The following is a 19293-nucleotide window of genomic DNA, read 5'->3' on the forward strand; positions in this document are numbered from 1 at the left end:
TGCAGAAGGGGGCGTATGTCGCCCGGATGACGGCCGGATGACGATGATTGCTGTGGACATGCTGTGTGACGCGTGAGTACATACGCTTCGGACGAAGTGACTCCTGTCGTAGAAGAAGTGACTCCTGTCGCAGAAGAGTTGGAGGACTCGTGCGTCACAGACTGATCGTCCCGGGTGCGATAGCAGCGGCCTCGGTGCTGCTCGCGGTCCCGGCCTCGGCGGCCGAACCGACCCCGGGAGCCCCGGGCGTGGGCGACCCCTACTACCCGGCATACGGGAACGGCGGCTACGACGTCTCCCACTACGATCTGCGGCTCACCTATCAGCCGAAGACGGACAAGCTTTCGGGCACCGCCACCCTGCTGGCCACTGCCCAGCAGGACCTGTCGCGCTTCAATCTGGACTTCGCGCTGGACGTCAGCGAGGTGCGGGTGAACGGGAAGAAGGCCCGGTTCGCCACCTCGGGCGCGCACGAGCTGGAGGTGACCCCGGCCGAGCCGCTCGCCAAGGGCGAGAAGGCCACCGTCGTGGTGCGGTACCAGGGCGTCCCCTCCAAGGTCGAGGTGAACGGCTTCACCTCGTGGCTGCGCACCAAGGACGGCGGGGTCGCGGCCAACGAGCCCGAGTCCGCCTGGTGGTGGTTCCCCAGCAACGACCACCCCACGGACAAGGCGAGCTACGACGTCAGCGTCGCCGTCCCCGACGGCACCCAGGCCCTCAGCAACGGCACGCTCCAGTCGCAGCGTTCGCAGGCCGGCTGGACGCGCTACAACTGGCGCTCCCGCGCCCCGCAGGCCACCTATCTGGCCACCCTCGCTGTCGGCAAGTTCGATGTGACGACGTCCAAGACGGACTCAGGACTGCCCGTCATCAACGCCTACAGCAAGGATCTGGGCCAGCACGAGGGCGCGGCACGGGCGAGCGTCGAGCGCACCGCCGAGATCACCGAGTGGCTCGAGGGCTACTTCGGCGCCTACCCCTTCGACGCCCTGGGCGGCTACGTGCCCAACACCGACACCACCTACGCGCTGGAGACCCAGACCCGCCCCTTCTACAGCCCCGACGACTTCGCGGACGGCTCCAACACCTCCGTCGTCGTCCACGAGATGGCGCACCAGTGGTACGGGGACAGCGTCTCCGTCAAGGGCTGGAAGGACATCTGGATCAACGAGGGCTTCGCGCGGTACGCGCAGTGGCTCTGGTCGGAGGACCAGGGCGAGGGCACCGCGCAGGAACTGGCCGACTACGCCTACGCCTCGCGCCCGGCCGACGACGCCTTCTGGAAGGTCAAGCCCGGTGACCCGGGCCCCGACAACCAGTTCCACCGCGCGGTCTACGACCGGGGCGCCATGGCCTTGCAGGCGCTGCGGAACGAGATCGGTGACAAGGACTTCTTCGCCGTGCTGAAGGGGTGGCCGCAGCAGCACAAGGGCGGCAACGCCGCGGTGGGCGACTTCGTGGCCTACGCGGAGAAGGTCTCCGGCGAGCGGCTTTCCGGGCTCTTCGACACCTGGCTGTACCAGCCGTCGAAGCCCGCCGCGAAGGCCGCCGCCTTCACCGCCAAGGGCACCCCTGAGCAGCCCCGCTCCTGGAAGCGGATCCACACCGCGGACCACCACCGCCACTGAGCCGCCGCCTTTGAGCCACCGGCCCTTGAGCCACGGCCGCCTCGGGGCGCCCACGCACGCCGTGGGCGCCCCCGCGAGGGGTCAGCGGCGGGCGGCGCGGGCCCGCCGGGCGTAGGGGAGGAAGCGCAGCCGCTCCGGAAGGAGCGGGAGGGTGCGGGCGAGGACACGGCCGAGGCGGCGCAGCCGGCGTTCCTGACGGGGCGTCCAGGACAGCCCCAAGGCGTCCCGCGCGTCGGGCGGCATCAGCCCGACCGTCATGAACCGCCGGAACCGGGCGAACCCGGGAAGCACCAGCGGCCACACCGTCCGCAGGGCCCACCGCACGGCCCGAGGCCCGTAAGGCGGCGGGGGAATGTCGGTGTTCACCTCGGTGAGTTCACGGACGACCCGGGTGGGCTCGATCTCCTCGGCCAGCATCCGGCGCCAGTAGGGCCAGAACTCCTCCCGAGTCGGGGGCATGTCCCGGTCGTGGATGCCCAGGACGCGGCCGACCTGGAGCCACTCGGCGTACAGCTGCCGCTCCTCGTCGTCGGTGTAGGGGCGGCGGCCGAGGTAGCGCTGGGCGTGCCGGTAGGTGGGGAAGCCGGTGGCGTGCACCCACGCGTAGTAGGCGGGGGTGAGCGCGTGGTAGCGGTGACCGTGTGCGTCCACGCCCTGGATGTTCTTGTGCAGCTCACGCAGCCTGCGCCCCTCGGCGATACCTTCCTCGCCGCCGTAGACCCACAGCAGGAAGCTCTGGATCGAGCGTTCGCCGCGGCCCCAGGGGTCGGTACGGAAGACGGAGTGCTCGTCCACTCCGGCGCCGACGGCGGGGTGGGCCACCTGGAGGGTGAGCGCGGAGGGCAGCATGAGCAGCTGACGGACCTCCCCGACGACGTCCCACAGGATGCCGTCCGGGGGCGGGGGCTCCGGCTCGGTGCGCGTAGGGCACTGTCGTTCGCTTGCCTGCACTCTTCTCATGATGCCTCCGGGGCCCTCATGATGCCTGCGGTGACCGGTTCCGGCGCGGCGCCCGGAATGCTGTGCAATCCGGAGCACCCCTGAGCTGCTCAGTGATCACTAACTGGCCTATATTGGTGCGACGTTGATCGGAGGGCTGCGGCTCAGCTCTCGCCTCTGCCCGGTTCCGTCCCCTAGGACCTGATTGATGACCTCCCCCGAGATATCACCGCCACCGGCCGCAGGCGCGGGCCAACCGGCAGTCGGCACCGCTCAGCCGGTCACAGGCACCACACAGTCGGCCACGAACGGCGGTCAGCCGGTCGCAAACCCCACCCAGCCGGTCGCGAACACCGGTCAGCCGGTAGCTAACGCCGGTCAGGCGACCACGGGCGCCGGTCAGCCGACCGCCGGTGGTGGGACCGCCGTCGGTACGGCGCTCGCGCTGCTGGTCTCCGTCGCCGTCGCGGGCATCGCCTGCCTGATCACCGTCTACAGCACTGACGAGTCGGCGCGTACCGGGGTTGCCTGGGGCACCGGTGCGGCCGGTCTGGTGCTGTGCGTGGCGGTCACGGTGGCGGCACACGCCCGGCTGACCGCCCGTTCGCTGCGTACCGCGCTGGCCGCCGGCAACGCCCGGGCGGCCGAACGGGACGCCGCCGACAACTACTTCGCCGACGCGACCGTGCCCGCCGTGATCGACCGGCTGCGGCAGGGCGGCTCCGCGGAGACCGCGCTGGCCGAGGCGCCCCCGGCGGCCTCCGAGGCACAGCGCCGGGTGCTGGTCACCCTGGCGCGCGAGGTGCACAGGGGCGAGAACATGCGGGCCGCGGCGATGTCGGCGTGCGCCAACGCGGCGGGCCGGGTGCAGGCGCTGGCCACCAGCATGGCCGCCGACCTGCGCGAGATGGAGCACCGGCACGCGGACGAGGACGTGCTGGGCGACCTGTTGCAGCTGGACCACAGGAACGCCCAGATGGGCCGGATCGCCGACTCCATCGCGGTGCTCACCGGCGCGCGTTCGGGCCGCCGCTGGGCCAAGCCGATCGTGATGGAGTCCATCCTGCGCGGCGCCATGGGCCGGATCAGCGGCTACCAGCGGGTGCGGCTGCACTCGACGAGCGAGGTCGCCATCGCAGGCCACGCGGCCGAGGGCGTCATGCACCTGCTGGCCGAACTGATGGACAACGCGGCGAACTTCTCCCCGCCCACCTCCGAAGTGCACGTCTACGTCGAGGAGGTGGCCGCGGGCGTGGTCATCACCGTCGAGGACGGCGGCCTGGTGATGGGGGAGGTCGCGCTGCGCCGCGCCCAGCAGGCCGTCTCCGCCGACCACGGCGACCTGACCACGCTGTCCGGCACCCGGCTCGGTCTGGCCGTGGTGGGGCGGCTGGCCCGCAAGCACGGCCTGTCCGTCTCCTTCCGGCCCTCCGCGCACGGCGGCACGGGCGTGCTCGTCCGGGTCCCGCGCGAGCTGATCACCGAGCAGCGCCACGAGGAGCCCGCACCCGCACCGCCGCCGGTGGCCGAGCCCGCCCGCCCCCGCCCCGCACTGAGCGCCGCCCAGAGCGCTCCGCGCCCGGCTGCCGACCGTCCCGGCGTGGACAGGACCCGTCCCGGCATGGACCAGACCCGTCCCGACGTGGCCCAGAACCGTTCCGTCCCGGACCAGTCCCGCCCCGTCCCGGACCGGTCCCGCCAGCCGGCCGACCACATCCGACCGGCTGCGGACCAGGGACGCCCCGCCGCGGACCACACCCGTCCGGAGACCGACCACATGCGACAGCCGGAGCCCGCCGCCGGCGCCCAGCAGGACGCCCAGGGCCACGACCGGCAGGAGAGCGGCGCCTACGCGAACGCGGCCCCGCCACCCCAGGAGTACGGCGAGAGCGGACTGCCCAAACGGCGGCGGGGCCAGACCCTCGCGGCCGTCGCCCGGGCCTCGGCCGCCCCGTCGCGGACCGAGCGCACCCGGTCCGGCTCGGAGCGCGGGGCCGGGGACGCCGAGGAGGCGGCCGCGGACGGCAGGACCCCGCCGGCCGCCCGCAAGCGCCCCTCCGGCACCCGGTTCGGTGACTTCCGCCGGGCCGTCCAGGGCGCCGACTCCGAAGAAACCGGTCAGAACCCCACGCCTTCCGCCTCCTCCCCCGCCCGCTCCTCTTCCCTCTCGGAGGACGACACCGAATGATCACTGACAGCAAGCTCGACTGGCTGCTGGAGAATCTCCTGGAGCGCACCCCGGGTGCCCGGCACGCTCTCGTGCTCTCCCGTGACGGCCTCAAACTGTGCCGTACCCCGGAGCTCTCCATCGACCAGGCCGACCAGCTCGCGGCCATCTCGGCCGGCATCCAGAGCCTGTCGCACGGGGCTTCCGTCGAGTTCGGCGACGGCAACGGCGGGGTGCGCCAGGCGATGGCGGAGTTCTACGGCGGCATCCTGTTCGTCGTGGAGGCGGGCGCCGGCGCGCACCTGGCCGTCGTCGCCGAGGAGGACTCCGACGTGGGGCTCATCGGCCACAACATGAACGAGCTGATCGAACAGCTCAGCGAGTACCTCAGCGCCCCGCCGCGCCAGTCGGCCGGGGGCGACGGCCACGGAGGCGGAGCAGTATGACCCGGCCGGGCCGGGACGAGGACCCGGACCGGCTGTACACCGTGACCGGCGGGCGCAGCCGTTCCACGACCGGAGCCGAGACCTTCGACCTGGTGACGCTCGTGGTCAGTGAGAGCGCGCCGGTGCGTGGCATGCAGTCGGAGCACGCCGCGATCCTCCGTATCTGCCGCTTCCCCACAGCGGTCGTGGAACTCGCCGCCGACCTGGGCCTGCCGGTGAGCGTCGTCCGCATCCTGCTGGGCGATCTGCTCGCGCAGGGAAAGATCACCGCCCGCCATCCGCGGCGGGCCCAGACCGCTGACGCACTGCCCGATCCCGACATCCTGAAGCAGGTGCTCGTTGGACTCCGCAACCTCTGAAGCGAACCCGGTGCCGACCGGCGGCACCGAAGCCCGCCCGCCACTGCTCAGCACCGCGGCCCAGGGACTGAAGATCGTGGTCGTCGGCGGCTTCGGCGTCGGCAAGACGACCATGGTGCGGGCCGTCAGCGATATCCGCCCGCTGAACACCGAGGAGACGATGACCCGCGCCGGCGAGGGCGTCGACGACCTCTCGGCCGTACAGGGCAAGACGACCACCACCATCGCCTTCGACTTCGGCCGGATCAGCCTCAACGACGAGACGGTGCTGTACCTGTTCGGTGCGCCGGGCCAGGAGCGGTTCTGGTTCCTGTGGGACCGGCTCTTCTCCGGCACCCTGGGCGCCGTCGTCCTGGTGGACACCCGGCGGCTGGAGGACTCCTGGTACGCCATCGACCGGCTGGAGGCGCACGGGACCCCGTTCATCGTCGCGTGCAACGACTTCGGCGGTCCCCATCACACCGTGGAGCAGGTACGCGACGCGCTCGACCTGCCCCGGGAGGTCCCGCTCGTCGAGTGCGACGCGCGCTCCCGCGAGTCCAGCAAGGACGTGCTGCTCGCCCTCGTCCACCACCTGTACGCCCTGTCCACCGCGCGTTCCGCCCGGGAGAACACCCCGTGACACCGACCCAGCAGTACAGCACCATCGCACCACCGCCCGGCTGTCCCGCACACCCGAGCCCGGACGCCGTTCCGCTGATGGGTCCGCGGTTCCAGAACGACGACCGCGCACGGCTGTACCGCGAGATGTACGAGCAGCACGGCCCGGTCGCCCCGGTCGTGCTGCCGGGCGAGGTGCCCTGCTGGCTGGTGCTCGGCTACCGGGAACTGCACCAGATCACCTCCGATCCGGCGCTCTTCAGCCGCGACTCGGGGCTGTGGAACCAGTGGCCGAACATTCCGGCGGACTGGCCGCTGCTGCCGATGGTCGGCAAGCAGCCGTCGATCCTCTACACCGTCGGTGAGCGGCATCACCGGCGTTCGGCGCTGGTCAGCGACGCGCTGGCCGCCGTCGACCCGTTCGAACTGCGCGACCACTCCGAACGGTTCGCCGACCGGCTGATCGACGAGGTCTGCGGGCGCGGCTCGGCCGATCTGATCGCCGAGTACGCCAAGGTGCTGCCCGCACTGGTGCTCGCCCGGCTCTACGGCTTCTCCGACGAGGCCGGTGCCGCCCTGGTGCCCAGTATCAACGCGCTGGTCGACGGCGCGGCCGACGCGTTGGAGGGCCGCGACCGGGTCAACGCGGCGATGCGCTCCCTGCTCGCGTCCCGGCGCGAAGCACCGGCCGCCGGGGTGGCCTCCCGGATGCTGCACCACGACTACTCGGACGACTTCTCCTTCGAGGAGATCGTCGAGGACATGATGGTGAACATCGTCGCGGGCCACCAGCCGACCGCCGACTGGATCGGCAACTCGCTGCGGCTGATGCTCACCGACGACCGCTTCGCCGCCTCTCTCTCCGGCGGCCGGCACAGCGTCGCCGAGGCCATGAACGAGGTGCTGTGGGAGGACACCCCCACCCAGAACATCGCGGGCCGCTGGACGACCCGCGACACCCAGCTGGCCGGGCGGCACATCGCGGCGGGCGACCTGCTGATGCTCAGCTTCGCGGCGGCCAACGGCGACCCCCAGGTGCGGCCCGACCGTTCGGCCTTCACCGGCGGGAACAGCGCCTTCCTCTCCTTCGGGCACGGCGAACACCGCTGCCCGTACCCGGCGCAGGACATCGCCGAAGGCATCGCGCGTACCGGCATCGAGGTCCTGCTGGACCGGCTGCCCGACGTGGATCTGGCCGTCAGTGCGCAGGCTCTGGTCTGGCGTCCTTCGCCGTTCCTGCGCGGTCTGGCGTCGCTTCCGGTCCGCTTCACACCGACCCCGAGGAGCACCGCAGGAGGCCATGGATGACGTCGTGTCCCGTCACCGGAACGGGTCCGGGCTCCGGTTCCAGTCCCGGTTCCAGTTCCGGCCGAGGCCGTGAGGGTGTCGCCGACGAGGTGATCGTGCTCGACCCGCTGGTACGCGACCTGGCGGGCGAGGGGGCCAGGCTGCGTGCCGCGGGTCCCCTCGCTCCGGTCGAACTGCCGGGCGGGGTACGGGTATGGGCGGTCACCCACCATGCGGAGGCCCGCAAGCTGCTGACGGACAGCCGGCTGGTGAAGGACATCGGCCACTGGGCCGCCTACCAGCGCGGGGAGATCCCGCAGACCTGGCCGCTGATCGGGCTGGCCGACCCGGGCCCCAGCATGCTCACCTTCGACGGCCCCGAGCACCGCAGGCTGCGCACACTGACCGCGCAGGCGCTCACCCCGCGCCGGGTGGCGGCGATGCGGCCCCGTATCGAGGAGATCACCCACGAACTGCTGGACGGTCTGGAGGCATCGGCGGACGCGGCGGGCCGCGTCGATCTGAAGGCCGGCTTCGCCTACCCGCTGCCGATGGCCGTCATCGGCGATCTGCTGGGCATCGACACCACCCAGATCCCGCGGCTGCGCACGCTGTACGACGGTTTCTTCAGCAGCGTCACCCCGGCCGAAGAGGTGCAGGGCATCATCGAGGAGCTGGGGTCGCTGTTCAGCGCCGTCGTCGCGCAGAAGAGGGAGTCGCCCGGCGACGATCTGACCAGTGCGCTGCTGGCGGCGGCCGAGGAGGGCGACTCGCTCAGCGACGAGGAGATCGTCGCCACCGTCCAGGTGCTGATCACCGCCGGGCACGAGACGACGATCAGCCTGATCGTCAGCGCGGTACGGGCGCTGCTCACCCATCCCGGACAGCTGGCCCTGATCCGGTCGGGCGAGGTGAGCTGGGAGGCGGCCATCGAGGAGACGCTGCGCTGGGACGCGCCGACCACCCATGTGCTGATTCGCTTCGCGACGGAGGACGTGGAGGTCGGCGGCACGGTCATGAAGCAGGGCGACGCGGTGATCATCGCCTATGGCGCGATCGGACGGGACGAGCAGCAGCACGGGGCAGATGCGGGGCGCTTCGACGTTGCGCGTACGCCGCCCATCCGGCATCTGTCCTTCGGACACGGGCCGCATGTGTGTCCCGGCGCGCCGTTGTCCCGGCTGGAGGCGCTGGTCGCTCTTCCCGCGCTGTTCGACCGGTTTCCCGGTCTGGGGTTGGCGGTCGACCCCGCGGAGCTGCGTAATAAGCCAGCGATCACGCAGAACGAGCTGTACGAATTGCCTGTGCGGCTGCACTGACGCCGATGAGGGGGTGCCCCTGCCCGACGTACGCGGTCTGCGGGTGTGTTGTGGCTGGTCGCGCAGTTCCCCGCGCCCCTTGATGGCTTGCCCGCGAAGCTTGGGCAGTCTGCTCCCCCAGCCTCCGGCCGGGAGGTGCCCCCAGGGCGCAGGGTGGGCAAGCGCAGCCCCGTGCGGGGTACGCAAACGCCGCCGCCCCCACCCCGGAGGGGCGAGGGCGACGGGGCGGTGGAAAGTTACCGCTTCAATTGGTCCTCGGCGGCGAGGGCGTTGACGCGCCGACGGACGGCGAACCAGCCGGCCACGAGTGCGGCGGCGATCAGCGGCACCAGCATCACCGTCTTGCGTCCCACATCGGGGTCGTTCCACATCAGGGCGATGACGCCGATCAGGAAGGCGATGGTCACCCACTCGGTGACCGGCGAGCCGGGCAGCCGGAAGGAGGGGCGCTCGACGAGCCCGGCCTTGGCGCGGCGTACGAACACCCAGTGGCACAGCATGATGGTGCACCAGGTGCTGACGATGCCGAGTGCCGCGATGTTCAGCACGATCTCGAACGCCTTGCCCGGCACGACGTAGTTGAGCCCGACGCCGATGACACAGACCGCCGCGGTCAGCAGGATGCCTCCGTAGGGCACCTGGCTGCCGTTCATCCGCGCGGTGAACTTCGGCGCCGTGCCGGCCATCGCCATGGAGCGGAGGATGCGCCCCGTCGAGTACAGCCCGGAGTTGAGGCTGGACATGGCGGCCGTGAGGACGACGAGGTTCATCACGTCGCCGGCGCCGTCCACGCCGAGCTTGGACAGCACGGTCACGAACGGGCTCTGCCCGTCCTGGTACTTGTCCCACGGCAGCAGCAGCGCCAGCAGCAGCACGGAGCCGACGTAGAAGAGGCCGACGCGCCACATGATCGCGTTGACGGCCTTGGGGACGACCTTCTCCGGCTCGGCGGTCTCGCCCGCCGTCACGCCCACCAGCTCGACGGAGGAGTAGGCGAAGACGACGCCCTGCATGACGATGATGACGGGCATCAGGCCGGTGGGGAAAACGCCGCCGTGGTCGGTGATCTGGCTGAGCCCGGGGGTGTCCCCGCCGACGGGGTGCTGGGTGGCCAGCAGCACGATGCCGATGACCATGAAGACGACCAGCGCCGCCACCTTGATCACGGCGAACCAGAACTCCAGCTCACCGAAGATCTTCACGGAGATCATGTTGATGGCCAGCACCACGGCCAGCGCGATCAGCGCGAGCACCCACTGCGGGATGTCGGTGAAGAAGCTCCAGTAGTGCGTGTAGAGCGCGATGGCGGTGATGTCGGCGATGCCGGTGGTCGACCAGTTGAGGAAGTACATCCAGCCGGCGACGTAGGCGCCCTTCTCACCGAGGAATTCACGCGCGTACGAGACGAAGGAGCCGGACGAGGGCCGGTGCAGCACCAGCTCACCGAGCGCCTTGACGACGAAGAACGCGAAGAGACCGCAGACGGCGTAGGCGATGGCGAGCGCGGGCCCGGCGGAGGCGAGGCGTCCGCCCGCTCCCAGGAAGAGCCCGGTGCCGATCGCCCCGCCGATGGCGATCATGTTGATATGACGTGCTTTGAGGTCTTTGCTGTAGCCGGCGTCACCGGCGTCCGCAGCCGACCCGTGCGGGGGCGGCGGTGCGACCTGGTCGCCTCCGCCGGATTGCGACGGGATGGCGTCCTGGACGACATCGTTGCTCACAGTTGGTCCAACTCACTCTGGGATGGGCTTTGCCGGGTCGGCGGCCGCCGTGATCACGGCTGCGGACCAAGGCGTCACCTAACCCCGGAGGGGCCGACTACGCGGTGATACACCTCACACCAGGGGGTTTCTCACACGTGATCTTCGTATAGCCCCTCGATGACCTCCCGGTAACGAGCGCGTACGACCTCCCGGCGCAGCTTCAGCGAGGGCGTCAACTCCCCCGTCGCCGGGGTCCACTCCCCCGCCAGCAGCCGGTGGCGCCTGACCTGTTCGGCGCCGCTCAGCCGGGCGTTGGCGGCGGCCACCGCACGGTCGACCTCGGCGCGTACGGCGGGGTGCGCCGCCAGTTCGCCGGGCGGTACGTCGATCCCGTTGCGGGCCGCCCAGGCGGGGGCCGTCTCGCCGTCCAGGACGAGGAGGGCGACCAGGTAGGAGCGGCCGTCCCCGTGGACCAGGGCCTGGCCGATCAGCGGGTGCTCCTTGAGCGCGTTCTCCACCAGCGCCGGGGAGATGTTCTTCCCCGTCGAGGTGACGATCATCTCCTTCTTGCGGTCGGTCACCCACAGGAAGCCGTCCTCGTCGATCCGGCCGATGTCCCCGGTGGCGAACCAGCCGTCCGCGTCGGTGCCGGGCTCGACCGAGCCGTCGGGGCGCAGATACCCGGCGAAGAGCGTGGTGCCGCGCACCAGGATCTCCCCGTCCGGGGCCGTACGGATCTCGGTGCCCGCCAGCGGACGCCCTACGGAACCGAGCCGGAAGGCGGCGGGGCCGTTGAGGGTGAGCGCTCCGGTCGTCTCCGTCAGCCCCCAGGCGTCCATGATCACGATGCCGAGGCCGGCCCAGAAGTCGAGCACGTCCGGCGGCATGGGCGCCGAGGCGCTGGCCGTCCAGACCAGCCGGTCGAAGCCGGCGGGTGCGAGCAGCGGCCGGAGGACCTCGCTCCGGGCCTTCTCGTACGCCGACGCCAGCTCAGGGCCCGGCGGGGTGCCGCGCTCCCGGCAGCGCACATGGGCGCGGGCCACCTTCGCCGCCTCGGCCACGGCGGCCCTGCGCTCGCTCGGCAGCGCCTCCAGCCCGGCGCGGACGGCGGCGGCCAGCTTCTCCCAGACACGCGGCACCCCGAAGAACTCCGCGGGGCGCAGCTCACGGACGAGCGCGGCGACCCTCGTGGGGTCGGCGCACAGATGGACGTGCGAGGCGCGGAAGACCGGCAGGTAGATGCCCAGCATCCGCTCGGCGATATGGGCGAACGGCAGATAGCAGATGTGGTCGGCGTGGTCGGGCAGTTCGGCGATGCCGTCGAGCGCGATGCCGTTGAGCACGACGTTCCGGTGGCTGATCACCACACCCTTGGGGTCACCTGTGGTGCCCGAGGTGTAGACGACGGTCACCGGGTCACCGGAGCGCACCCGGCGCCAGGTCTGCTCGAAGGTGCCGGGCTCATACGGGCGCGGCAGGGTGTGCCAGCCAGTGTGCGGCCCGACGGCGTCCTCGTCGGCCACCACGAGCCGCCGGATCCGTCCGGGCGCCGTCCTCTCCGGCTCCCTCTCCGGCTCCAGCAGCGGTTCCCAGCGGGCCCGTTCCTCCGCTCCGCCGACGACGGCGAGGGAGGCCCGGGAGTGCCGCACGATATGGGCGATCTGGTCGGGTGCGGCCGTGCCGTACACGGAGACGGGGACGGCGCCCAGGTGGACGAGGGCCAGATCGGTCAGCCAGTGCTCGGGCCGGTTGCCCATCATGAGCAGCACGTGTTCGCCGGGGGTGACGCCCAGCGCGTCGAGTCCGGCGGCCAGTTCGGCGATCCGGTGCCGGGCCCGGGCCCAGGTGAGCGTGGTGCGCTTGCCGTCGGCCTCGTCTCCGTCGTCGGTGTACCAGGAGAGCGCCGGGAGGTCGCCGTGGTCCTGCACGTTACGCAGCAGCAGGTCCGGGATGGTCAGCTCGGACGGCTCCTTGGGCAGTCGCAGGATCGTCGTCATGGCGCCTCCGCGCGTGAAGGTGGGCCGAAGGTTTCACACGAGTGGTGAGACAGCAATACTGTTGAACATGATCGGTACGGACGGCACCCCGGTGGTGCCGCGGTGAGAGGGGCGCGGCAGATGGAGCGACAGGACGGGGCGGCGGGCGAGCCCACCGACCAGCTCACCGTCGACCAGCTCGCGGCCCGCGCGGGGGTGACCGTTCGTACGGTCCGTTTCTACAGCACCCGCGGTCTGCTGCCGCCGCCCACCATCGGCCCCCGCCGTGTCGGCCGGTACGGCCCCGAGCACCTCTCCCGGCTGGCGCTCATCGAGGAGTTGCAGAACCAGGGCATGACGCTGGCGGCCATCGAACGCTATCTGCAACGGCTCCCCGACGACATCAGCGCCCACGACCTGGCGATCCACCGCGCGGTCGTCGCCTCCTGGCTGCCGGACACGGTGGACGAGACGACGCGGGCCCAACTGGAGGGCCGGGTCGGGCGGGAGCTGACCGACGACGACCTCGAACGGCTGGAGGCGATGAGCGTCCTCGCCCGCACGGACGACCCGGACGTCTTCCGGGTGGATCCGGCGCTGGTGCAGCTCGGGGTGCGGCTGCTGGACGTACCGATCTCCCAGGGGGCGATCCTGGCGGCGCGCGAGGTGATGATGGAGCACACCCGCTCGGCGGCGCGGGAGCTGAGCCGGCTGTTCAAGCAGGAAGTGTGGGACCCGTACCGGGAGGTGGAGTCGGACCCGGAGCGGCTGGAGCGGATGAAGTCGCTCTCCGCGCATATGCAGCCGATGGTGGTGCAGGCGCTGGTGACGGCGTTCCAGCGCTCGATGAAGGAGGAGCTGCGGTCGGTCTTCCCGCTGGAGCGCGCCCCGCGGACGGGCACGGACCCCGCGGCGGAGTGACGCGGGGTCCGCTGCCGGCAGACCGACCGGTCAGTCGGTGAAAGTCTCCCCCCTGGCGGCCTTCTCCTCCAGCAGCGCGGGCACCGCGAACCGCTCTCCGTAGCGCTCGCCCAACTCGCGGGCGCGGGCCACGAATCCGGGCAGCCCGCCCTCGTAGCCGTTGATGTACTGGATCACGCCGCCCGTCCAGGCGGGGAAGCCGATGCCCATGATGGAGCCGATGTTGGCGTCGGCGACGGTGGTGAGCACGCCCTCTTCGAAGAGCCGGACGGTGTCCAGCGCCTCGGAGAAGAGCATCCGCTCCTGCATGTCCTTCAGCGGGATCTCTGCACCCCCCTCCTTCCTGAAGTGCTCCCGCAGTCCCGGCCACAGCCCGGCCCGCTTGCCGTTCTCGTCGTAGTCGTAGAAGCCCGCACCGCCGCTGCGCCCGGTGCGGCCGAACTCGTCCACCATGCGGTCGAGTACGGCGTCGGCCGGGTGCGCGGGCAGCTCCTTGCCCTCCGCGCGGAGGGCCTGCCGTGTCTCGTCGCGGATCTTGCGCGGCAGGGTGAGGGTGAGCTCGTCCATCAGGGAGAGCACCTTGGCCGGGTATCCGGCCTGCGCGGCTGCCTGCTCCACGGTGGCGGGGTCGACGCCCTCGGCCAGCAGGGCGACGCCCTCGTTGATGAAGTGCCCGATGACGCGCGAGGTGAAGAAGCCCCGCGAGTCGTTGACCACGATCGGCGTCTTGCGGATCTGCCGTACGAGGTCGAAGGCGCGGGCCAGCGCCTCGTCGCCGGTCTCCTTGCCCTTGATGATCTCTACCAGCGGCATCTTGTCGACGGGCGAGAAGAAGTGCAGCCCGATGAAGTCGCCCCGGCGCTCCACCCCTTCGGCGAGCGAGGTGATCGGCAGGGTGGAGGTGTTCGAGCACAGCAGGGCATCGGGCGCGACGATGTGCTGGACCTCCTGGAACACCTTGTGCTTGAGGGCGGGGTCCTCGAACACCGCCTCGATCACGGCGTCGCAGCCCGCCACGGCCTGCGGGTCGGCGGTGGGCGTGATCCGCGCCAGCAGGGCTTCCCGCTTGGCCTCGGTGGTCCGCCCGCGCGAGAGCGCCTTCTCCAGCAGCCCCGCCGAGTACGCCTTGCCCTTCTCGGCCGCCTCCTGGGTGACGTCCTTGAGGACGACCTCGATCCCCGCCTTCGCACAGGAGTAGGCGATGCCCGCGCCCATCATGCCCGCGCCCAGCACGGCGACCTTGGCTACCTTGCGCTCGGCGATCCCCTCCGGCCTGCTGCGGCCCGCGTTGACGGCCTGGAGGTCGAAGAAGAACGCCTGGATCATGTTGGTGGAGATCTGGCCGCAGACCAGCTCCACGAAGTAGCGGGCCTCGATCTCCTGCGCGGTCTCGAAGTCCACCTGGGCGCCCTCGACGGCGGCGGCGAGGATGTTGCGCTGCGCCGGGTAGGGTGCGCCGGCCGTCTGCTTCTTGAGGTTGGCGGGGAAGGCCGGCAGGTTCTCCGCGAACTTGGGATGCGCGGGCGTCCCGCCGGGGATCTTGTACCCCTTGACGTCCCAGGGCTGCTGCGAGGTGGGGTTCGCCTCGATGAAGGCGTGGGCGGCCGCCAGCATCTCCTCCGGCGTCTGCACGACCTCATGCACCAGGCCGATCTCCTTGGCCCTGCCCGGGTGGTACTGCTGCCCCTGGAGCAGTACGTTCAGCAGCGCGTCGGTGATGCCGAGCAGCCGTACCGTTCGGGCGACACCGCCGCCCCCGGGCAGCAGGCCCAGCGTGGCCTCCGGGCAGCCGATCTTCGAGCCCTCGGCGTCGAGCGCGACCCGGTGGTGACAGGCCAGCGCGATCTCCAGCCCGCCGCCGAGTGCCGAGCCGTTGAGCGCCGCGACGACGGGGATGCCGAGGGTCTCGATGCGGCGCAGATCGCGCTTGACGCGCATGCCGTAGTCGAAGACCTCCTGCGCGTTCTCGGGGCTGGCCTCGATGAGCAGCCGCAGGTCTCCGCCGGCGAAGAACGTCTTCTTCGCGGAGGTCATGATGACGCCCCGTACGCTCTCCCGCTCGGCCTCCAGCCGGTCGGCGATCGCGGCGAGGGACGTCTGGAACGCCGCGTTCATGGTGTTGGCGGCCTGGTCCGGGTCGTCGAAGGTCAGCGTGACGATCCCGGTGCTGTCACGGTCCCAGCGGATGGTGGTGGATTCAGGCATGGTGGTCTCCAAACGAATTTCCGCCGCAGCGGCGCTCAGCCACAGCGGCGAGGGTCCGGCGGACATACGACGGCCGCAACTAGAGCCGTTCGATCACGGTCGCGATGCCCATCCCTCCACCGACACACAGCGTAACCAGCCCATACCGCTGATCCGTCCGCTCCAGCTCATCAATACACGTACCGAGCAGCATCGCGCCCGTGGCCCCCAGCGGGTGCCCCATGGCGATGGCGCCGCCGTTGACATTGATCTTCTCCAGCGGGATCCCCAGATCACGCTGGAACCGCAGCACCACTGCGGCGAACGCCTCGTTCATCTCCGCGACGGCGATGTCGTCCACCGTCAGCCCGGCCTTGGCGAGCGCCTTCCGGCAGGCAGGCGCGGGCCCCGTCAGCATGATCGTCGGGTCGGCGCCGGAGACGGCGGCGGAGACGATCCGCGCGCGGGGCTTCAGGCCGTAGCGCCGGCCGACCTCCTCGCTGCCGATGGCGACGAGCGCCGAACCGTCCACGATGCCCGAAGAGTTGCCCGCGTGGTGCACGTGGTCGATCTTCTCCACCCAGTGGTACTTCTGGAGCGCGACGGCGTCGAACCCGCCCATCTCCCCGATGGCGGCGAACGACGGCTTGAGGCCCGCCAGGGAGTCGGCTGTGGTGCCGGGGCGGATGTGCTCGTCGTGGTCGAGGACGGTGAGCCCGTTGCGGTCCCGTACCGGCACCACGGAGCGCTCGAACCGGCCCTCCTTCCACGCGTGCCCGGCCAGCTCCTGGGAGCGCGCCGCGTACTCGTCCACGTCGCGGCGGCTGAAGCCCTCCAGCGTGGCGATGAGGTCGGCGCCGATGCCCTGGGGTACGAAGCCGGTCTCGAAGCTGGTCATCGGGTCGTTGAACCAGGCGCCGCCGTCCGAGCCCATCTTCACCCGCGACATGGACTCCACGCCGCCCGCCAGCACGAGGTCCTCCCAGCCGGAACGGACCTTGGCGGCGGCCATGTTGACCGCTTCCAGACCGGAGGCACAGAAGCGGTTCTCCTGGACGCCGGCGACGGTGTCGGGCAGTCCGGCGGCGATGGCGGCGATCTTGGCGATGTCCGAGCCCTGGTCGCCGATGGGGCTCACGACGCCGAGCACGATGTCGTCGACGGCCTGCGGGTCCAGGCCGGGCATCCGGCGGCGCAGCTCGTCGATGAGGCCGACGACCAGGTCGACGGGCTTGGTGCCGTGCAGGGCACCGTTGGCCTTGCCGCGCCCGCGCGGGGTGCGGATGGCCTCGTACACGAACGCTTCTGAGCTCACGAGGGGTGCCTTTCTTACGGATACGGGGTGCGGGGAGGGGTTCGGCGAGGCCGGCGCGACGGTTCAGTTCAGCAGCGACCGCCCGATGATCTCCTTCATGATCTCGGTGGTCCCGCCGTAGATGGTCTGGATCCGGCCGTCGGTGAACGCCCTGGCGACCGGGTACTCGGTCATGTACCCGTAGCCGCCGTGCAGTTGGAGGCAGCGGTCGGCGGCACGCTTCTGCAACTCGGTGGCCCACCACTTGGCCATCGAGGCGTGCACCGCGTCCAGCTCGCCCCTGGCGTGCTCCTCGATGCAGCGGTCCAGGAAGGCGCGGGTGACGGCGCACTCGGTGGCCAGTTCGGCGATCTCGAAGCGGATGTGCTGTAGCTTGGCCAGCGGCCGGCCGAACGCGGTGCGCTCCTTGACGTACGCGGTGGTGAGCTCCAGCAGGTGCTCGGCTCCGGCGATACCGGCGACGGCGATGGCCATCCGCTCCTGCGCCAGATTGGTCATCAGATGCCCGAAGGCACCGTTGAGCTCTCCGAGCAGGTTCTCCTTGGGCACGCGTACATCGGTGAAGAACAACTCTGCGGTGTCCTGCGCCTTCTGCCCGATCTTGTCGAGGTTGCGGCCCCGCTCGAAGCCCGCCGTGCCGCGCTCGACGACGAGCAGGCTCAGCCCGTGCGCGCCGCCCTCGGGCGTCGTTCTGGCCACGACGACGACCAGGTCGGCGAGGATGCCGTTGGAGATGAACGTCTTCGAGCCGTTCAGCAGCCAGTGGTCGCCGTTGTCCTGAGCCGTGGTGCGGATGCCCTGCAGATCGGAACCGGCGCCGGGCTCGGTCATCGCGATGGCGGTGATGGTCTCGCCGGTGCAGAACCCGGGCAGCCAGCGGCGCCGCTGCTCCTCGGTCGCCAGCCCGGTGAGGTAGGGGCCGACGATGTCGTTGTGCAGCCCGATCGCCAGACCGGGGGCGCCCGCGCGGGTGAACTCCTCGGCGAGCACGGCCGCGTAGCGGAAGTCCGGCTCTCCCCCGCCGCCGTACTCCTCGGGCACCGCGATGCCGAGCAGCCCCTGCCTGCCCGCGGCCCGCCATACGTCACGGGAGACGACGCCGTCCTGCTCCCACTGCGCGTAGTACGGCTCCACCTCCTTGGCCAGGAAGGTGCGCACGGTCCGCCGGAACGCCTCGTGGTCCTCGGTGAAGATCTGCCGCTTCATCTGCTGCTTCATGAGGTGGGGTGGTCTCCTTCGGGCGCTGCGGCGGGTGCGGTCAGGGCCGGGACATCCCAGTCGCGGGCGACGTCGGCCGTGTGCGCGCCGGGCCTGGCCGGACCCGAGGCGACGCGGGTGGGCGTCGCGGAGAACCGGGGCGCGGGCGCGGGCTGGGTGATACCGCTGTGTTCCAGGTAGGTGCCGCGCGCCGCCAGTTGCGGGTGGGACGGCGCCTCGGTCAGGGAGAGGACGGGGGCGACACAGGCGTCGGTGTCCTGGAAGACCTCCGTCCACTCGGCCCGCGTACGGGAGGCGAACCGGGCGGCGATCAGCTCCCGCAGCTCCCCCCACGCGGCGAGGTCCTCGCGGGGCGGTGCCTCGTCGGCGATCCCGAGCAGCCGGACGAACTCCGAGTAGAACGCGGGCTCCAGGGCACCGACGGCCATAAAACCGCCGTCGGAGGTGGCGTAGGTGCCGTAGAAGGGGCAGCCGCCGTCCAGCAGGTTGGCGGCACGCCGGTCCCGCCAGCTGCCCGCCGCCAGCAGGCCCTGGATCATCGCTGTGAGGTGGCTGGTGCCGTCCACGATCGCCGCGTCCACGACCTGTCCCGCGCCCTGCGGGCCGCGCGCGTGGTGCAGCGCCGCCAGGACGCCGATGACGAGGTAGAGGGAGCCGCCCGCGTAGTCGCCGAGCAGATTGCCGGGTGCGACGGGCGGGCCCTCGGCGGGCCCGGTCATGCCGAGGGCTCCGGTGACGGCGATGTAGCCGATGTCGTGCCCGGCCCGCTGGGCCAGCGGGCCGTCCTGGCCCCAGCCGGTCATCCGGCCGTACACCAGCCGCGGGTTGCGGGCGAGGCACACCTCGGGGCCCACGCCGAGGCGCTCGGCGACGCCGGGCCTGAACCCCTCGATGAGCACATCGGCGCGTTCGGCGAGTGAGAGGGCGGCGGCAACTCCGGCCCGCTGCTTGAGGTCGAGCACCACGGAGCGCTTGTTGCGGTTGGTGACGTCGTATTCCGGCGCGACGGCGAGCGCGCCGCCGCCGGGCCGGTCGACCCGGACGACATCGGCGCCGAGGTCGGCCAGCGTCATGGCGGCGAACGGACCCGGTCCGATTCCGGCCAGCTCCACGACGCGTACCCCGGCCAGTGGGCCCCCGGCGGCGGCTCCGGCGTGTGCTTCCGCTGCTGCCATCGGGCCCCCAGCACTGTGACACAACTGATGTAACACCAGCGATGCTATGGAGGCCG

Annotated in this window: 15 protein-coding genes; 8 read left to right on the forward strand and 7 right to left on the reverse strand. The window is 71.1% G+C overall.

Annotated elements, in window-relative coordinates:
- Nucleotides 1-149 precede the first annotated feature (149 nt).
- Nucleotides 150-1628, forward strand: coding sequence for a M1 family metallopeptidase (locus tag ACQEU8_RS06310; protein ID WP_433097679.1), 1479 nt, complete (start codon nucleotides 150-152; stop codon nucleotides 1626-1628).
- Nucleotides 1629-1709: 81 nt separating this feature from the next.
- On the opposite strand, the gene ACQEU8_RS06315 is transcribed toward ACQEU8_RS06310, so the two are convergent.
- Nucleotides 1710-2588, reverse strand: coding sequence for an oxygenase MpaB family protein (locus ACQEU8_RS06315; RefSeq protein ID WP_433097681.1), 879 nt, complete (start codon nucleotides 2586-2588; stop codon nucleotides 1710-1712).
- A gap of 187 nt (nucleotides 2589-2775) precedes the next feature.
- On the opposite strand from ACQEU8_RS06315, the gene ACQEU8_RS06320 reads away from it, so the two are divergent.
- The 6 genes from ACQEU8_RS06320 to ACQEU8_RS06345 all read left to right on the forward strand — a co-directional run bounded on the left by ACQEU8_RS06320 (nucleotide 2776) and on the right by ACQEU8_RS06345 (nucleotide 8745).
- Complete coding sequence (locus ACQEU8_RS06320; RefSeq protein ID WP_433097683.1) at nucleotides 2776-4755, forward strand: ATP-binding protein; 1980 nt, start codon at nucleotides 2776-2778, stop codon at nucleotides 4753-4755.
- On the forward strand, nucleotides 4752-5180 hold the full coding sequence (locus tag ACQEU8_RS06325; RefSeq protein ID WP_433097685.1) for a roadblock/LC7 domain-containing protein: 429 nt from the start codon (nucleotides 4752-4754) through the stop codon (nucleotides 5178-5180). The genes ACQEU8_RS06320 and ACQEU8_RS06325 overlap by 4 nt, the downstream gene beginning before the upstream one ends.
- Nucleotides 5177-5539 carry a DUF742 domain-containing protein gene (locus ACQEU8_RS06330; RefSeq protein WP_433097687.1) on the forward strand — a complete coding sequence of 121 codons (363 nt, stop codon included), beginning with the start codon at nucleotides 5177-5179 and terminating at the stop codon, nucleotides 5537-5539. The genes ACQEU8_RS06325 and ACQEU8_RS06330 overlap by 4 nt, the downstream gene beginning before the upstream one ends.
- Nucleotides 5520-6161: a GTP-binding protein gene (locus ACQEU8_RS06335; RefSeq protein ID WP_433097689.1), complete on the forward strand. Its 642-nt coding sequence runs from the start codon at nucleotides 5520-5522 to the stop codon at nucleotides 6159-6161. Before ACQEU8_RS06330 ends, ACQEU8_RS06335 begins: the two co-directional genes overlap by 20 nt.
- A 77-nt stretch (nucleotides 6162-6238) precedes the next feature.
- Nucleotides 6239-7447, forward strand: coding sequence for a cytochrome P450 (locus tag ACQEU8_RS06340; RefSeq protein WP_433102189.1), 1209 nt, complete (start codon nucleotides 6239-6241; stop codon nucleotides 7445-7447).
- Nucleotides 7444-8745, forward strand: coding sequence for a cytochrome P450 family protein (locus ACQEU8_RS06345; RefSeq protein ID WP_433097691.1), 1302 nt, complete (start codon nucleotides 7444-7446; stop codon nucleotides 8743-8745). The genes ACQEU8_RS06340 and ACQEU8_RS06345 overlap by 4 nt, the downstream gene beginning before the upstream one ends.
- Before the next feature lie 236 nt (nucleotides 8746-8981).
- Here the strand turns inward: ACQEU8_RS06345 and ACQEU8_RS06350 are convergent, their stop codons facing one another.
- On the reverse strand, nucleotides 8982-10466 hold the full coding sequence (locus ACQEU8_RS06350) for an amino acid permease (RefSeq protein WP_433097693.1): 1485 nt from the start codon (nucleotides 10464-10466) through the stop codon (nucleotides 8982-8984).
- A 131-nt stretch (nucleotides 10467-10597) separates the two neighbouring features.
- The gene (locus tag ACQEU8_RS06355; RefSeq protein ID WP_433097695.1) at nucleotides 10598-12445 is read right to left on the reverse strand and encodes an AMP-dependent synthetase/ligase; all 1848 of its coding nucleotides are present in this window, start codon (nucleotides 12443-12445) and stop codon (nucleotides 10598-10600) included.
- Between the two features lie 120 nt (nucleotides 12446-12565).
- Here ACQEU8_RS06355 and ACQEU8_RS06360 point away from each other — a divergent pair, with 120 nt between their 5' ends.
- On the forward strand, nucleotides 12566-13345 hold the full coding sequence (locus ACQEU8_RS06360; protein ID WP_433097697.1) for a MerR family transcriptional regulator: 780 nt from the start codon (nucleotides 12566-12568) through the stop codon (nucleotides 13343-13345).
- Between the two features lie 30 nt (nucleotides 13346-13375).
- Here ACQEU8_RS06360 and ACQEU8_RS06365 read toward each other — a convergent pair whose 3' ends face one another.
- The 4 genes from ACQEU8_RS06365 to ACQEU8_RS06380 form a co-directional block, all read right to left on the reverse strand.
- A complete protein-coding gene (locus tag ACQEU8_RS06365) occupies nucleotides 13376-15550 on the reverse strand; it encodes a 3-hydroxyacyl-CoA dehydrogenase NAD-binding domain-containing protein (protein ID WP_433097699.1) in 2175 nt (724 codons plus the stop codon).
- Between the two features lie 79 nt (nucleotides 15551-15629).
- Nucleotides 15630-16844: an acetyl-CoA C-acetyltransferase gene (locus ACQEU8_RS06370; protein ID WP_433097701.1), complete on the reverse strand. Its 1215-nt coding sequence runs from the start codon at nucleotides 16842-16844 to the stop codon at nucleotides 15630-15632.
- A 63-nt stretch (nucleotides 16845-16907) separates the two neighbouring features.
- Complete coding sequence (locus ACQEU8_RS06375; RefSeq protein WP_433102191.1) at nucleotides 16908-18050, reverse strand: acyl-CoA dehydrogenase family protein; 1143 nt, start codon at nucleotides 18048-18050, stop codon at nucleotides 16908-16910.
- Between the two features lie 8 nt (nucleotides 18051-18058).
- Entirely contained in the window at nucleotides 18059-19237 is a 1179-nt protein-coding gene (locus ACQEU8_RS06380; RefSeq protein ID WP_433097703.1) for a CaiB/BaiF CoA transferase family protein, read from the reverse strand.
- Nucleotides 19238-19293: the final 56 nt, after the last annotated feature.

The organism is Streptomyces sp. CA-250714, from assembly GCF_050936705.1.
Lineage (GTDB): Bacteria > Actinomycetota > Actinomycetes > Streptomycetales > Streptomycetaceae > Streptomyces.

Excerpts from the sequence above, each read along its gene's own strand:
- ACQEU8_RS06365 (WP_433097699.1), bottom strand. The coding sequence starts at position 15,550 with ATGCCTGAATCCACCACCATCCGCTGGGACCGTGACAGCACCGGGATC.
- ACQEU8_RS06375 (WP_433102191.1), bottom strand. The coding sequence starts at position 18,050 with ATGAAGCGGCAGATCTTCACCGAGGACCACGAGGCGTTCCGGCGGACC.
- ACQEU8_RS06380 (WP_433097703.1), bottom strand. The coding sequence starts at position 19,237 with ATGGCAGCAGCGGAAGCACACGCCGGAGCCGCCGCCGGGGGCCCACTG.
- ACQEU8_RS06360 (WP_433097697.1), top strand. The coding sequence starts at position 12,566 with ATGGAGCGACAGGACGGGGCGGCGGGCGAGCCCACCGACCAGCTCACC.
- ACQEU8_RS06340 (WP_433102189.1), top strand. The coding sequence starts at position 6,239 with ATGGGTCCGCGGTTCCAGAACGACGACCGCGCACGGCTGTACCGCGAG.
- ACQEU8_RS06330 (WP_433097687.1), top strand. The coding sequence starts at position 5,177 with ATGACCCGGCCGGGCCGGGACGAGGACCCGGACCGGCTGTACACCGTG.
- ACQEU8_RS06325 (WP_433097685.1), top strand. The coding sequence starts at position 4,752 with ATGATCACTGACAGCAAGCTCGACTGGCTGCTGGAGAATCTCCTGGAG.
- ACQEU8_RS06315 (WP_433097681.1), bottom strand. The coding sequence starts at position 2,588 with ATGAGAAGAGTGCAGGCAAGCGAACGACAGTGCCCTACGCGCACCGAG.
- ACQEU8_RS06345 (WP_433097691.1), top strand. The coding sequence starts at position 7,444 with ATGACGTCGTGTCCCGTCACCGGAACGGGTCCGGGCTCCGGTTCCAGT.
- ACQEU8_RS06355 (WP_433097695.1), bottom strand. The coding sequence starts at position 12,445 with ATGACGACGATCCTGCGACTGCCCAAGGAGCCGTCCGAGCTGACCATC.
- ACQEU8_RS06320 (WP_433097683.1), top strand. The coding sequence starts at position 2,776 with ATGACCTCCCCCGAGATATCACCGCCACCGGCCGCAGGCGCGGGCCAA.